General features: G+C 40.9%; 11 protein-coding genes. 7 read left to right on the forward strand and 4 right to left on the reverse strand.

Going from position 1 to position 15,298, the window contains the following annotated elements:
* Positions 1 to 29 precede the first annotated feature (29 nt).
* Together V7K31_RS12720 and V7K31_RS12725 are read right to left on the reverse strand one after the other, a co-directional pair.
* Positions 30 to 3,683 (reverse strand): PAS domain S-box protein, encoded by a 3,654-nt coding sequence (locus V7K31_RS12720; RefSeq protein WP_442941270.1) that lies wholly within the window; start codon positions 3,681 to 3,683, stop codon positions 30 to 32.
* Positions 3,684 to 3,710: 27 nt separating this feature from the next.
* Positions 3,711 to 3,965 carry a helix-turn-helix domain-containing protein gene (locus V7K31_RS12725; protein WP_335094698.1) on the reverse strand — a complete coding sequence of 85 codons (255 nt, stop codon included), beginning with the start codon at positions 3,963 to 3,965 and terminating at the stop codon, positions 3,711 to 3,713.
* 848 nt (positions 3,966 to 4,813) lie between these two features.
* Here V7K31_RS12725 and V7K31_RS12730 point away from each other — a divergent pair.
* Positions 4,814 to 5,866, forward strand: coding sequence for a 1-acyl-sn-glycerol-3-phosphate acyltransferase (locus V7K31_RS12730; RefSeq protein ID WP_335094699.1), 1,053 nt, complete (start codon positions 4,814 to 4,816; stop codon positions 5,864 to 5,866).
* Between the two features lie 874 nt (positions 5,867 to 6,740).
* Here V7K31_RS12730 and V7K31_RS12735 read toward each other — a convergent pair.
* Together V7K31_RS12735 and V7K31_RS12740 are read right to left on the reverse strand one after the other, a co-directional pair.
* Positions 6,741 to 7,700, reverse strand: coding sequence for a DUF6999 family protein (locus V7K31_RS12735; RefSeq protein ID WP_335094700.1), 960 nt, complete (start codon positions 7,698 to 7,700; stop codon positions 6,741 to 6,743).
* Positions 7,700 to 9,661, reverse strand: coding sequence for a beta-ketoacyl-ACP synthase III (locus V7K31_RS12740; RefSeq protein ID WP_335094701.1), 1,962 nt, complete (start codon positions 9,659 to 9,661; stop codon positions 7,700 to 7,702). The genes V7K31_RS12735 and V7K31_RS12740 overlap by 1 nt, the downstream gene beginning before the upstream one ends.
* Before the next feature lie 511 nt (positions 9,662 to 10,172).
* On the opposite strand from V7K31_RS12740, the gene V7K31_RS12745 reads away from it, so the two are divergent.
* The 6 genes from V7K31_RS12745 to V7K31_RS12770 all read left to right on the forward strand — a co-directional run bounded on the left by V7K31_RS12745 (position 10,173) and on the right by V7K31_RS12770 (position 15,276).
* Positions 10,173 to 10,658, forward strand: coding sequence for a hypothetical protein (locus V7K31_RS12745; protein WP_335094702.1), 486 nt, complete (start codon positions 10,173 to 10,175; stop codon positions 10,656 to 10,658).
* Positions 10,659 to 10,887: 229 nt separating this feature from the next.
* Complete coding sequence (locus tag V7K31_RS12750) at positions 10,888 to 11,214, forward strand: DUF6464 family protein (RefSeq protein ID WP_335094703.1); 327 nt, start codon at positions 10,888 to 10,890, stop codon at positions 11,212 to 11,214.
* A 248-nt stretch (positions 11,215 to 11,462) separates the two neighbouring features.
* Positions 11,463 to 12,722 (forward strand): ABC transporter substrate-binding protein, encoded by a 1,260-nt coding sequence (locus tag V7K31_RS12755; RefSeq protein WP_335094704.1) that lies wholly within the window; start codon positions 11,463 to 11,465, stop codon positions 12,720 to 12,722.
* Positions 12,723 to 12,729: 7 nt separating this feature from the next.
* Positions 12,730 to 13,680, forward strand: coding sequence for a branched-chain amino acid ABC transporter permease (locus V7K31_RS12760; RefSeq protein WP_335094705.1), 951 nt, complete (start codon positions 12,730 to 12,732; stop codon positions 13,678 to 13,680).
* A gap of 20 nt (positions 13,681 to 13,700) precedes the next feature.
* Complete coding sequence (locus V7K31_RS12765; protein WP_335094706.1) at positions 13,701 to 14,303, forward strand: Uma2 family endonuclease; 603 nt, start codon at positions 13,701 to 13,703, stop codon at positions 14,301 to 14,303.
* Between the two features lie 49 nt (positions 14,304 to 14,352).
* Positions 14,353 to 15,276, forward strand: coding sequence for a branched-chain amino acid ABC transporter permease (locus tag V7K31_RS12770; protein ID WP_335094707.1), 924 nt, complete (start codon positions 14,353 to 14,355; stop codon positions 15,274 to 15,276).
* Positions 15,277 to 15,298: the final 22 nt, after the last annotated feature.

A 15,298-nucleotide genomic window follows, 5' to 3' on the forward strand; every position in this document is an offset into this window, starting at 1 on the left:
GCTTTTCAAGCGTGCCATTCGTCTCTGAGTTAATTATGTCTTTTTTGAGCTTCTAAGGGTTGTAAGTTAGTTTTGAGATCGCTACAAGGAGAAATCAGGTTTGCGATCGCTCGAAGTAATTTAGCTGGCTCCACAGGTTTGGTGATATGCTGCCCAAATCCGGCGGCAATTGCCTGTTGATAATCAGCCTCAGATGCGTAAGCTGTCAGGGCGATCGCGGGAATTTGCCCTCCAAGTTCTGGTAACATAGCTCTGATCTGACGTATCAGCATATAACCGTCTATTTCCGGCATTCCAATGTCGCTTAACAGCAAATTTGGCTGGAACTCAGGCATAACTTGTAGTGCTTCCACAGCCGATGCAGTCTGGGTTACTACCGCGCCAGACTGCTCCAAAATGAAAGCAATTAACTCTCGCGTATCCTGCTCATCATCCACAAGCAGAACTTTCAGCCCATTTAAATCAGGCGAATCATCAGGTTGTCTATCATTTTGCTGGCTATGTAGATGAATCTTGATCAGTGGTAGCATGACTGTAAAGGTTGCTCCCTGTTCTTCACCCAAACTTTCTGCCTGAACTGTGCCGCCATGTAGCTCTACGATGTGACGAACAATAGCTAATCCTAAGCCCAGTCCGCCGAATTTCCTGGTAGTTGCACCATCAGCTTGTCGGAAGTAGTCAAAGACGAATGGTAAAAAATCTGGGTTAATTCCCTTACCTGTATCACTGACTCGAAGTTGAGCCTGAGAACCAACAGACTCTAAACTGATTTCTACCTGTCCACCTTCGGGCGTAAACTTAATCGCATTGGAAAGTAGATTCCAGATAACTTGCTGCAAGCGACCTAAATCACCTGTTACTAGGAATTTGGGATTTGAAATTTGGGATTTGAGATTGTCAGATTGCTGATTAAAATCGATAGATTCTAAATTTATGTGAGAATTTTCTAATCTAAAACCTAAAATAGTAAATCGCAAATTGATCGATTTGGCTTCAGCCGCTAGACGTACAGTTTCTATTGCTGCGGCGATCGCACTTTCCAGATTTACAGGAGTAATATTTAGGCTGAGTTTACCTTGCAAAATCCGAGAGACATCCAGCAAATCTTCAATTAGTTGCGTTTGAAGCTTGGCATTGCGTTCAATGGTTTCAAGAGCGCGAGTGGTGGTTGCTTCATCATACTTTTTAGTTTGCAATAACTTCGACCATCCCAGAATCGGGTTTAGCGGCGTGCGAAGTTCGTGGGAAAGAACCGCCAAAAATTCATCTTTGATCCGATTAGCTTGGATTAATTGCTCTTTTTGCTGCTGTAACGAAGCCATCAACTCGGCGCGTTCCAGAGCAACCGCCACCTGATCGGAGGTTGCTTGTAATAAAGCAATTTCCCCAGAAGTGAAGTGGGTACGGGTGCGACTGGCAAAGGAAAGGACACCAAGCAGCTTTCCTTGAGCAATTAAGGGTTGACCGGCATAGGCTGTAATTCCCAAAGTCTTGATGATGTCAGCATTTGGATGAGTAGAGTTCAGCACATCATTGACGACAATTTGACGGCGTTCTTGCACCACTAGTCCACACATCCCTTGATTAAATTCCAGGTATTCAATTGCTTGAAATACTTCATCAGTAATGCCATTCCAACCTACTAACCGAAGTTTCTGCTTATTTTCGTGTGTATCGATTAGATAGTGAAAGTAAAAATGCAAATCCATCTGCGCCGAGAGTTTGCTAAACAAGCTGTTCATTAAATCCAAGGGGCGCTCGGTTGAAAGCAAATCACTGGTTGTTTCAGAGAGCAGTTTCAGTCGTTCACTGCGCTGTTGTAAGGCAAGTTCAGCAAGCTGGCGTTCACGAAAGGCGCGTTCGCGTTCGGTGATGTCAACTGCAACCCCTCCTACCAGGCGTTGCCCAGAGGCATCGGCAATGGGAAACTTATATACCAAAAATTCCCCCAGGGTGCCATCTGTACGTGGGGCAGATTCGATGGTTTCAAGAACCTGATTCGTCTGTGCAACCATTCTAATGTTATCCAGCAAAGGTTGAGCGATTTCGGCTGGGTATAGGTCAAAAATGTTTTTATTAATCGCTTTATTTGTTGCGACGTCGAATGTGCTTAGATAAGTTGGACTGAGGTAAAGTACACGTCCGTCGGCATTCGTAATCCAGGCTGCGGCTGGAATATTGTCCATAAAAGCTTGAAATTGCTCTTGACTCTGACTCAGCGCTTTTTTCGCTTGTTTGAGATCACTAATATCGAAAATGAGTGCGACTGATTTCTGCCGAGATTCTCCTAACAGGGAGTAGCCAACTACAACCGGGACAATGGAACCATCCTGGCGAATACATTCCTTTTCATAGGGAGTACAGCTTCCCTTTGCTGTTGCCTCGGAAATAGCCAGTTCATCTAAATATTGATACTCAGGAGGCGTGATATCAGCCCAGCTTAATCTACCTGCTTGGATATCTTCCTGGGTATAGCCGACAATTCGCAAGAACTCGTCATTGGCTTCAGTGATCGCACCATTTACATCACCAAAGAGAATGCCAACTACATTTGCTTTCACAAAACTTCTGAGGCGTTCTTCGCTTGCTTGGACTGCCTTCTCTGCTTGCTTGCGTTTGCTGATGTCACGGAAGAAAATGTCAAGACCATCTTCACAAGGGTAAGCGTGAATCTCCAGCCACAGGTCATACTTATGCGGAAAGTAGTAGTGATGCTCGAAGTGGACGGGAATTTGTTCGGCGATCGCCCGACGGTACTGGCGCTCTAGATTCGTATCTAGTGATATAGACCACTCATCCCAGTGCGATTTACCTATGACCTCTGTCCGGGGTTTGCCGTTAATTCTCTCTGCTTCAGCATTTTGGTAAATGATTCGCCAGTCTTGGTCTAGAGTAATAAATGCATCACTCATATTTTCCAGAGTGCGTGTATTCCGCTCATTGGCTTGCTGTAATGCCGCTTCTGCTTGTTTGCGTTCGCTCAAATCAACAACGAAGCCAATCACTGTTTCTTGAGTATCTCCCACAAGGACAGAACCGAGCAAAACGGGAATGCGATCGCCATCTTTCCGAATGTATTCTTTCTCAAAGGGCTTACATACTCCGATAGTTTTCAATTCTTCCACTGAACGCTCACTCAAAATAAGATGCTCAGGTGGGGTAATCTCGCGCCAGTTCATTTGGTTAGCGGACAAATTTTCTCGCGTATAGCCGACCATCTTTAGAAAAGCATCATTGGCTTCCATGATCGAGCCATTCTTCATATCAGTTACAATCACCCCAATGATGTTGGATTCTGCCAGTCGGCTAAACCGCATTTCGCTATTTTGCAACAACTTCAGGCTTGTCTCTGCCTTGCGTCTAGCTGTTCGCAACTCTGAAGAGAGGGCAGTAATTAAAAAGGATACTAGTGAGAATGTGGTTAATCGTACCAAGACGCTCAGGTTAAGAATATTGAACGAGTAGACTGGCTCAATCAAAAAGTAAAAGGCAGTTGTCACAGATAAGGCGATCGCTAGTACTCCAAGTCTCATGCCGCCATACCAGGCGCTGACTGCCACGGCAGCATAAAATAATGGAAATACGCTCGGATCGAAGACTGGCAACAACAGTCGCGTCAGCAGCAGCGCCGCTATGACTGCCAGAATCATCACACCATAGCTTACTAACCGAGAACGCATCATCTTTTTTTGGTTACTTTCACCTTCATCTTAAGAGTCCTCCCGTTGCTCCGCTTTTGGAAGATACTCGTTCAGTAGTCTTTTGCCTGGTTGGCCCAGATTGTGTAACATTTTTTCAATTAGCTTTAGTGCCATCTGTGAAGGCACTGTAGATCCATTCTCCCAGCGATTGACTGTTCGCAGGGAAACTCCCAACTTGGCTGCAAACTTTTCCTGAGAGATATCGAGTTGCTGCCGAAGTTCACGGATTAAATCTGAAATTTTTAGTGGCTTTCCTAGTTCCATAATAAGAAGATTAGGACAGATGTCGCGCCATTTGGCTCCAGCTTCAGGAAGAATTTAAACAATCATCAGTTATTATCAATTTCATCTTTTGGCAGAATACCGATACGGAGCATCTCAATGAGTGTAAAAAGCTTTGTAAAACCTCACCCCAACCCTCTCCTTGGAGCAAGAATCTTGTTTCTCTTATGGTATATTTGCAAAACTGAAATGCTCCCATACCGATATCAGTTATAGGAATCGCGGCAGAGCCGCAATTGAGCAGCATTTCCAGCCAGAGCCTGGAAACAAAATTTGAAAAGACTTTTAGCTTAAGTTGACACCAACGTGCTTTATCTCCCCTCTCCTTAATAAGGAGAGGGGCTGGGGGTGAGGTTTTAATATTTACTTAATGCACTTGGGAACCGTTATATAGGAATCCGGTTTGATTTATGAAAAGATATGTAGGGGAGCCAGTGCGTTGCGGTGAGGGGGTCGCAGTCTTGGCGCTTGGCGTCGATTGCGAACCCCCGAACCCGAAGGGAGGTTCCATCCGTTGTAGCAACTGGCGTTGTGTTAGCAAGGAGAGTACGGCACCAAACCCTTGATAATGGTGCGTTACGAACTTCGTTCTAACACACCCTACAATACCTAATTTTGTTCAAAAATCAAGTAGGAGTCCTATATAAGTTTTATCTAATACTTTGCATTTATAAGTGGTTCCAAATTATTGCTAATTCTGACAAGACTATTTGAAATGTTTATTAAAGTAATATGTAACTAATTTTACTTCTCAGGTAAGATGCCAATGGTAAAGCTGTAAAGCTACAATCAGATTTAAATAAAATTTTTGCCTAATTTATATCACTATTTTGATTAATCAACACTCCGAAAACCTCTTAAACACTCAACTGGAAAATGCACCAAGCAAAGGCTATACATTTAGCTGGTTTGATTGGTTTTGTCTTTGGTATCCTCCAGGCTGGCTAATTTTATTTAACCGCCATTGGCAGCACTATCAAACCGATCCAGATGGTTGGAATTGGCCAGAATATGGATTATTTTTAATTCCAGGCGGATTTTATCTGGCGCTGCTGAGTCGCTGGTTGCGTCTTGGTTTTCGTTTACCCCGAAAAGAAGTTGGTGAATTTGATCCCAAATATCAACAAGCTTTTAGGGAAGAAGTTCTCGGCCCCATCGTTAAATACTATTTTCGGGGAGAATTGCAACAAGTCGAAAACTTGCCGCCAACAGGATCATTGATTGTGGCAATGAATCACGCCGGGATGTGTTTTCCTTGGGATTTTTTGACCTTGGGTTATTTATTAAGTAAAGCTAGAGAATGGAAAGTCCAACCCGTGGCAAGTCCAATATTATTTGAGCATCCTTGGGTGATTTGGTGGCTACCACCTAAATGGTCGCAGGTTTTAGGTGGTGTGCGTGCCGAATTAGATGATTTTGAGACAGCGATCGCAGCGCCAACGCCTACGGCAAACGCTCAAGGTAAAATTCTCTTATATGCACCCGAAGGTATCCGCGGCCCTCTGAAAGGTTGGAAAAAACGCTATCAACTAGAAAAGTTTGATGTAAGTTTTATTAAGTTGAGCGATCGCTATCAAACTCCCATTCTCCCAGTAGTTTGCATCGGTAGTGAATCTTTACATCCTTGGACTGTTAATTTCCCCAAATTGCAACGACTAGTCAAATTACCATTCTTGCCTTTCTCACCTTTAATGCTTGTCTTAATTCTGTTTCCCTCAATGGGAATTTGGGCAATGAGAACTCGTCTGCGGTACTTTATTCAGCCTTTGGAACAAGTAGAGTTTAAAACTCACTCCGGTAAAGGGCGTGTAGCAATCTATCAACAGGCGCAAAAATTACGAGAAAAACTGCAAACTAAAATTACTTTGATGGTAAATAAGTAAATTGGCGTGAATATAGCGGTTCTCGACAAGCGTAAAGTACAATTTTGACCTCTCTCCTAAAAGGAGAGAGGCTTTGAATTTTTCCCCTTCCCGAAGCAGGAAGGGGGTTAGGTCTGTTCCGGTTTTTTGCATCACTCATATTTGGTATTCTCTCTCAATGCATAAGTTCTATTTAAGAAAAAAATCATGATTTTAAGAAAAAAATCGTGACTTTAAGAAAAAAGTCGTGATTTTAAGAAAAAAGTCGTGATTTTAAGGAAAAAATCGTGGCTTTAATGCAGAAATTTGGATTTTAAGGGGAAAATTTGGATTTTAAGAACGAAACCGTCATTTTCCTAACGATGGCTTCTCCATCCGTAGTGATGGTTGCTGAAATTGTGACAACTTGCCTAGCAGCCAAGCACACCCTTGTCTTTGGTTGTTTCGGCAAGAATTTAGATCACCTTTGTTTTTAGATAGGACTTACACAAAAGTACACGCTCTAGGGATAATTCATGAATTGCCCCTACCTAAAAATCTTTCTTTTCAGCTATTGTTTGCGTAAGTTTTGTTAGAAACTGTAACGCAATATGCAATTTATTCTTAGAACCCCCTTCCAAACCTCTACCCCACAGGGAGCTACTGTGTAAACAGAAGTCTCTCTTAACACAATTTACAATTTATCGAATAGCCCAAAGAAACCTCACCCTGGTTCTGCTACGCAAAACCTGTCCCTCTCCTTATTAAGGAGAGGGATGTCTATTAGGACAGGGTGAGGTTTTTGTTTTGGGTAATTCGATGACTTGTGTCTACACCTTAAGGGACTTGCAGAAATTAAAATATCCACCAAGAAAGAATAATAATCATTAAGATAGGAAGGGGGATAGATGCCTTACTAACTCTTGCTTTTTTCCAAGGTTTCTACAGAATGAAGAATTTCAAGATAGCGATGAAGATATTCAGTAATAATCCCATGCATGAATAAATCACGGGCAGCTTTAAAAGGACTGTTTGGTGCTAAAGGATGGCGATTTGTAACTAGATGATTCCAGTTATAATCATCAATAATTGTACTAATGTAGACGGCAAAATTTTCATCAAACTGTAGTGATAGTACTGCTCGTGTAAATTCATCACTAGTTAAACACAGGGAGTAAAATATTTTAAAAAGTTCAATTGTTGATTCCAAGTCAAGAATCTTCCAAGGAGAACGGGTGTCAAAATCTATATCTATTTTTACAGGCGTAATGCTATCGTAATTTAGTTCTCGTTGTTTGAGTTCTTCCAACCATTGGGGATTTGCTAATTGCGCCTGGTGATAGTCAAGGATAAAGTTATAAAGAATCAGGTCATGCTCTAAAAAGGCATTTTTTTTAGCTAAGTCATCAACTGTACGTGGGTAAAGTTGAGATTTTTCTATCATTGGATCAGGTCCGTTATCAATCAGGAAATTGATAATGCTAGACCCAAGACAGATGTGACGTACAATCAAATAACAAGCTTCTGGTGAGACAAAATGCTTGAGGAAAAATGCAGCAGATTTGTGCATCAAACCATGTGCATTAAACTGAAATGGCAGCAAGCGCTTGACAGTGATAATCAGTGCCAACAGCACATTTGCTAGCAGCTTAATAGGAATTAACAGATAGCGGCGAGTCCAAACTTGTAAGTCCCGAATCATGCAAGCTTTTGCAAGTGGGTCAACAGGAATCGCTGCATCCAAGTAAAGAGCATCCCAAACGTTGGGATCACGTCGATTATGTAGTTGTGATGTCCAAGTTTTAGGGTTTTGGGATTCCTGGACTTCTGGTAGTTGCTTTGACTGGAGAATTTGTGAGGATAATATTTCTTTCATTACTTAATTTCCTCAAGTTGTAATTGATATAAACGAGCAGTGACTTTACTTGTTTTAACAATTCTAGAGCAGATTTCAGCAGTCATCCAGTCAGCATTAATAATTGACTGTAGTTTGTTAATATGGGATTGATCGTTAGCACCGTGATAAGCTAAAAAAGAAACTTGGTCATCTCGCAAACCCAAAGTTTTCTGAATTAGGGAAGCCCACTGTGCAGCTAACTGATTTCCTAAACCTTCAATAATGAACATACTGCCAATCAGGTCAACTGGGTTTTCCCGTGATGCCTGATGGAAAATAAACGCTGATAGCGCTTCCGAGCCAATATTTTTTTGAGCCTCAACAATTTCTTCTAACGCACCCCCAACTGACACATAGTTGCGTTCTAACATCTGATAGTCACGATGCTCATCTTGTGCATGACCAATAAAGGTAGAACGCAATTTAAAATCTGTCATATTCGATGCAGCACGAGCTATCCAACGCGCTCCCTCTACAACTTGAGGACGCAGATTACGTAACAAAGCTTTGTAGTCTTGCAGAGTAAATGCACCCCGATGCAATTTGCGAACAATCGGCACAGAACGCAACTGGTGTTCAAACTCTAACCAGACTTGTGCTAATTGACGCAGTAAATCAGATGCAACCGAGTTTGGTTGTTCTGCTTGAATGCTACCCTGTGAAAAATTAACAGATGCAAATTGAATATTTTCTTCCCTTTGTTGCTTTAGGGAGAGTGAGTTAGGGTGCAAGAAGTTAATTTCCTCCGTTGAATTACTTTCCTGCAAAGAGTCATATTGTTCTGTTAAACTGCTGAAGGCAACTGTTGATGCTTTTACTACACTCAGCATCATGTAAGCCGTTGTGTAGCGTCCGCTCTCTGGTACAAAGCAGAAGATTTTTTGACCTGAGCGCAACTTACCCGAATAAAATAACTCTTCTAACATCAGGTAAATTGAGGCACAGCCAGTATTACCCCGTGTATAGAGATTGGTAAACCATTTCTCTTGCGGAATCATACAATCAGCTTTTTCTAAAAGCTCAACTATTTTTCCTCGAAAGAAGTGAGAGGAGTAGTGGCACAAAAGCCAATCAATTTCCTTTGGTTCAACTCTTCGGGACTCAATCAACTTCAACCAACCTTCAACTCCCAATTTGATCACATCATCTATTCCGCGGATATTTTGCCGCAAATTAATAGATCCAGTAGCAGCAGCATCAGCATAGGATGGATAATCCATCCAACTTTTTTGACCAGTTTCATCTTCTGTACCAGCATACATGCATAAAGGATAAGCATTAGCATGAGAAACTAGTTCAATCCACTCAATTTTTAAACTAATATTATCAGTTCTCGGCTGATTTTGAATTAAGAACGAACCAGCACCATCTGAGAGCATCCAGCGAAGAAATTCAGTATCAAAAGGTAATTTTTCTCCTCCATCTTTAAATCGAGATTGGGCTTCAAAGTGAGTGTGTTTAAATAAACGAGACGCTAGTTCGGATGCTACGGCAACAGCAACCTGCTTTTTTCCCAATTCGACTTGAGATGCTGCATACTTCAATGCAGCGATACCAGCACAACAAACGCCTTGATTTGAAGTAATTTCTAAAGAAGAAAACTCTGGTAATTCGCCATGTACCATACTGCCAAATCCGGGTACCAATAAATCAGACCAGCTAGTAGCACAAGCTAACAAATCAACCGCAGTCGGTTCTAAATTCATCTTCAAGAGTGCATCACGCACAGCATTAGCAGCCATCTGGCTATTAAGATAGGTAGTGTTCTGCTGTCGGTCAAGGGCATAGTAACGTTGTTGAATACCATTACTTTTGAGGATGCGATGTCTAGCTTTAGAAGCCTGTCCGCCTATTTTACCCAGATAGTCTTCTATCTGATCGTTGCTAATCGGTTTACCAGGTAAAAATTTACCGATACTGTTGATATAAGCGCTGTTCATAGTAAAAGATATTTGTAAATTAGTAGAGGAAAAAGAAAGCTTGAAACGACGAGGTTTTATCTAGTTAAAGTATGGAATTATACTCAAAATATTTGACCAAGATTGTGACAGTTTGATGAACGCACGTTTCCAGCCAATCAAATTCATCAATGCGATTGAATAAAATACAAATTATATTCTCTAAATATTGTGACAGTCAGTAGATCGAAAACTTTTCCAGAAGCCTTACCAACCTTTGATTTTAGCGAGTGTACACCATTCGCTGGAATCCCATTAGAATGGGCTTTTCGAGTCACTCTCTTGTAAATGGACTCTCTTGCGATCGCAAACGAACGCTTTTGTCAGCCCAAAAGCATCGCCTGAAACCCTTATTAATTCGTGAAATTCCAAAAGTTTTCGATCTACTGAAGTATTGATTCTGAATTCTTGTTTAATATATTTTTATTTAGTACAAATATACTATTTTGCTGCTAAAATGCCTTACAAGTCAGCTAGCCTTGCTTGAGGTGGTATGAAAAAAATTCCAGACACGGACAAAAAGCCTATTTTGCTGTTGCAGCCAACATCTGTAACTACTGCGATAGTGCCACTGCAACCCCAAGAGAAAAAAATTATTAGTGAGCCGGAGCGTTTGATAGCGCAAGTCAAACGTATCAATCAGATGGCGGGTGAGTTAGAAGCAGCAATATTAGAGTTAAAAGCGATCGCTAACACACTTAATACTCAAAAACGTTACCCACTTCTAAAATGCAAACATATTTGTCAGTATTTTGCAGTTAGCGTCCCTTGGGTGAAACGAAAGCCAGACGAATCATTTATTTTAACGACGCGAAAAGTTGATTTATTCCGAGCCGAAAGGGAAGCCGCACTGCTAGCAGAGCAACTTCGTCAGCAAACCAAAAAAAGATTAGCATTGCAGCGACACAAAAAAAACAAGAGTGGAGCCAAGGCTGACACCAAATGCTTGTTCAAAAAGGTATTAGTCAATAAATCTTAAAATTATCAACATTCAACGGCAGATCACCCTTGAGGTTGTAACAGTTATGCTGATTGAAGTGGCAGAAGGAAATTCTTCCTCAAAATTGCTATAGATACCACACTGCCATTGCTAATTGCAGCCACAATTGGTGGCAAATAGGCAAAGCTGCCCTAAGATTTGCACTCCGGTAAAACCAGAGTGCAACATCAGGGACAATCAATCAGCGCACAGAAGAGGTAAAAAGAAGGTGTTAAAGACACTTTTAGTGATTGCCGTTGGTTTTTTACCGTCCCTGATTTCCCTCTGGGTAATCCACAAAACCTATTTGCGATCGCGCTTACGGCTCAGACAAGCAGCCATGAATTTTTCATCGGTGCAGGGAGGGCAAAACGTCAGATCGGTTGAAGGCGATCGCTATTATTTAGAAGGGGTGGGTTATCTAATTGGCGATATCAGCTGCAAATTTAATGCCCGATCTGGTTACATTCGCTGTGCTGTCAATCCCGATGGTCCATGTAACGGTTGCCGTCATTATGAACCGAAGAAATTAGCTGATAGTAAAGAAAAGGCTTAAAAGTGCTTACTTAGTACTCAACTGAACTGACAAAGCGATTCCCAAATATAAGCGGGGAATGATAAAATCATTACTAATTATAATAATTTGTATTTCTAAACACTTTGAATATTTGTCTTTGCATGGTGCAATAAGAATGATTTAATAGAATTCGTGCAAGAGTGTAAATCTGCGTTATTTGGTTTGCAGATTATGAACTTTACTACTAGCTTTTGCTGAATATCTAATAACTACATGATTATTTAACGATGAACAACGCGATCGCTCGGACAACAGCATTATTATCAACTTGCGCTTTGCTACTAACAGGCTGTGGTGGTGGCACTAAGACTGTGACTTCTACAAATAATAGTCCAAATAGTACCACAAATAACACTGCAACTGATACTCCAGCGACAACGGGTACATCGTCGGTTGCTATTCCCATCGGTATTGCCGTTGCTCAAACTAGCAACGTGGCATTACTAGGTCAAGAACAAGTTGCTGGAGTCAAACTCGCCGAGAAATATTTCAATAGTAAAGGTGGTGTCAACGGGACTCCAATTAAATTGGTGTTTCAAGATACTAGCGGAGATGAAGCCGGGACAATTAACGCTTTTCAAACTTTAATTAACAAAGATAAAGTTGTTGGGATAGTGGGGCCAACTTTATCACAGCAAGCTTTTAGTGCTGACCCCATTGCCGATCGTGCAAAAGTACCAATTATTGGGCCATCGAATACTGCTAAAAACATTCCCGAAATTGGTGATTATGTTGCTCGTGTTTCTGCACCAGTTTCCATCGTTGCGCCTAATTCGGTGAAAGCTGCACTTAAGCTGAACCCCCAACTTAAAAAAGTCGCAGTTTTTTATGCTCAAAATGATTCATATAGCAAATCAGAAACGGAAATTTTTCAGCAAACAGTTAAGGATCAAGGGCTGGAATTGGTAACACTACAAAAATTCCAAACCAGTGATACAGATTTTCAAAGCCAAGCTACCAATGCGATTAATCTCAAACCAGATTTGGTGATTATTTCTGGTTTGGCTGCTGATGGTGGTAATTTAATCCGACAATTGCGAGAACTAGGTTATAAAGGCTTAATTGTCGGTGGAAATGGTCTAAATACATCGAATATATTGCCAGTTTGTAAAGCACTTTGCGATGGCGTGTTGATTGCTCAAGCCTACAGTCCAGAACATCCAGGTGAAATTAACGCGGCATTTCGTAAAGTCTATAATGACGAATACAAGAAAGAGCCACCTCAATTTAGCGCCCAAGCTTTTGCAGCAGTGCAGGTTTATGTCGAAGCACTCCAAGCTTTAGATAAAAAGAACAAAGTCAACAAATTACAGCTAGCAGAATTGCGGACAGAATTAAACAAACAAATACTTGCCGGAACATACAATACACCATTGGGCGAAATTAGTTTTACTCCTATAGGTGAAGTTGTGCAAAAAGATTTTTATGTAGCCCAAATCAAGATGGCAAAAGATGGAAGTCAAGGTAAATTCACATTTATAAAATAGTTGCTAGATGAATATCAATCAGTTTTTGCAGCAATTATTAAATGGGTTATCCATCGGCAGCGTCTATGCAATTTTTGCCTTAGGATATACCTTGGTTTATTCTATTTTGGGCATCATTAATTTAGCTCATGGCGCGATTTTTACCTTGGGTGCATATTTCACTTATGCACTTATGGGTGGTAACTTTGGATTTAACGGCTTGTTGGCTAATGCAGCCTTGCCGATAAAATTACCTTTTGCTATAGCCTTAATTTTAGGAAGTACCTTAGCGGGATTAGTAGGGGTAGTAATGGAACGCATTGCTTTTCAACCTTTGCGGCGTCAAGGATCTGACCCTTTACTAACTGTTGTTTCTAGCTTAGGGGTAGCAGTGGTAATTGTGAATTTAATTCAGTATTTAGTAGGCGCAGAAAGTTACACATATCCCGCAAATACTTACGGTAATTTGCCACCTGCGATTAACTTTGGTAGTCTAGAAAACCCAATTCCAATTCGTAGCGTTCAGGTGGTAATTTTTACTGTATCTGTTGTGATTGTGTCAATTCTTACCTATTTTATCAATCGAACTAAATATGGTAAGGCAATGCAGGCGATCGCAGAAGATCCAACCACAGCGAGTTTGTTAGGAATTAATAGCGATCGCTTTATCATTTTAACATTCTTCATCAGCAGTTTTCTAGCAGGATTAGCAGGAACTTTAGTCGCATCTAGTGTTAGTATTGCAGGACCATATTTCGGTATTGCTTTTGGATTGCGAGGTTTAGCGGTAATTGTCTTAGGTGGTTTAGGTAGTATTCCCGGTGCAGTGCTGGGAGGCTTAGTAATTGGATTAGTAGAGGCATTTGTACCCGCCGAATACTCTGGATATAAAGACGCAGTAGCTTTTGGAATTTTGTTTATCATGCTATTAGTTAGACCCCAAGGTTTGCTAGGGCGGCGGTTTATTCAGAAAGTTTAAGGATAAGGAGACGTAGCGCCATGAAAACATACACCAAACCAAAATTAACTTTTGATCAATTTTTGGAACAGTGCCCAGAGGAAGGTTTATATGAACTTGTGGAAGGAGAAATTGTAGAAGTGCGTGCAACCAGAAATCATGATGATGTCGCTGACTTTACGGCTGACTCTTTCAAAGATGAAATTAAACGTTTAAATCTAAATTATGTAGTAAAAAACACAGCAGTCTTTAAAACTATAACTGCCAATGGCATAGAGCAAGGGCGCAAGCCTGATGTAAGTGTCATAGATAAAGATACATGGCGCTCAAATCGCTCTACTTATTCTGCACTTGAAGAACCCATCCAATTAGCTATAGAGGTGACATCAACTAATTGGGAAGATGACTACATCGATAAATTAGATGAATATCAACGCTTAGGTATTACAGAATATTGGATTGTCGATTATTTAGCAATCGGGCTAAGAGAGTATTTAGGAAATCCAAAAGTTCCAACTGTATTTGTTTTTTTATTAGATGCTGAGGTAAAATATCAACGCACACAGTTTAGAGGTTCAGAACGGATTGTGTCACGAACTTTTCCTGAACTGGCGCTGACAGCAGAGCAAATATTAACAGCTTAATAGTCAAGAAAAGCGATAGTCTGATTAAGCTTAATCAAAATGTTTTAAAATGGCTGATTTTTTTGCTACTTACGGTTCTCTAATTGTCTCTATGGTATTAGGAGCGCTACTAGGGTTATCCCTTTACTTACCGCTAATGACAGGACAATTATCTTTAGCTAGTCCAGGATTTTATGCTTTAGGTGGGTATATTGCAGCAATTTTATCCACAAAAGTTTTAACATCTAGTAGTAGTTTATATCCCCTGCCATTGTTGTTCTTGGAGATGTTAATTGCAGGTATAATTTCTGGTTTGCTGGGTATAATAGTGGGAATTCCAGCGTTACGATTACGAGGAATTTATTTAGCGATCGCTACTATCGCTTTTGTGGAAGTTCTGCGCGTCATCTCCCTCAATCTAGATATTACAGGCGGTGCTGTCGGGATTTTTGGCATTCCTCAACCTTTCCAAACACAAATTGAATATTTATGGATTGCTTTACCTTTACTATTAATTAGTATGGTGCTGCTTTATCGTTTAGAACGCATCCGCGTAGGAAGGGCTTTTATCGCTATCCGTGAAGATGAATTAGCTGCGGGTGCAATGGGAATTGATCCCACTTATTACAAAGTTTTGGCGTTTACACTAGGGGCTATACTTGCAGGGGTTGTAGGTGCAATTAGCGCCCACTTCCTTAATACCTGGAATGCTCGTCAAGGTACTTTTGATGCCAGTATTATATATTTAACTTTTGTTTTGATTGGTGGTTCGAGAACGTTTTTAGGGCCGGTAGTGGGAGGTATGGTATTTACAGCCTTACCAGAAATTCTGCGAAGTCTTGCTGATACTGGTGGTTTACCTAATTGGTTAGCGCAATTTTTGCGCGATGGTAGATTAATTATTTTTGGCTTACTAATAGTAATAGGTACAATCTTTTTCCCTCAAGGGCTAATTACTCCAGAGATTTTCCCAAGACGCAAAACTCCAAAGTGAACTATTCATAATAATATGCAAA

This window comes from Nostoc sp. (assembly GCF_036917675.1).
Taxonomy (GTDB): Bacteria; Cyanobacteriota; Cyanobacteriia; order Cyanobacteriales; family Nostocaceae; genus Nostoc.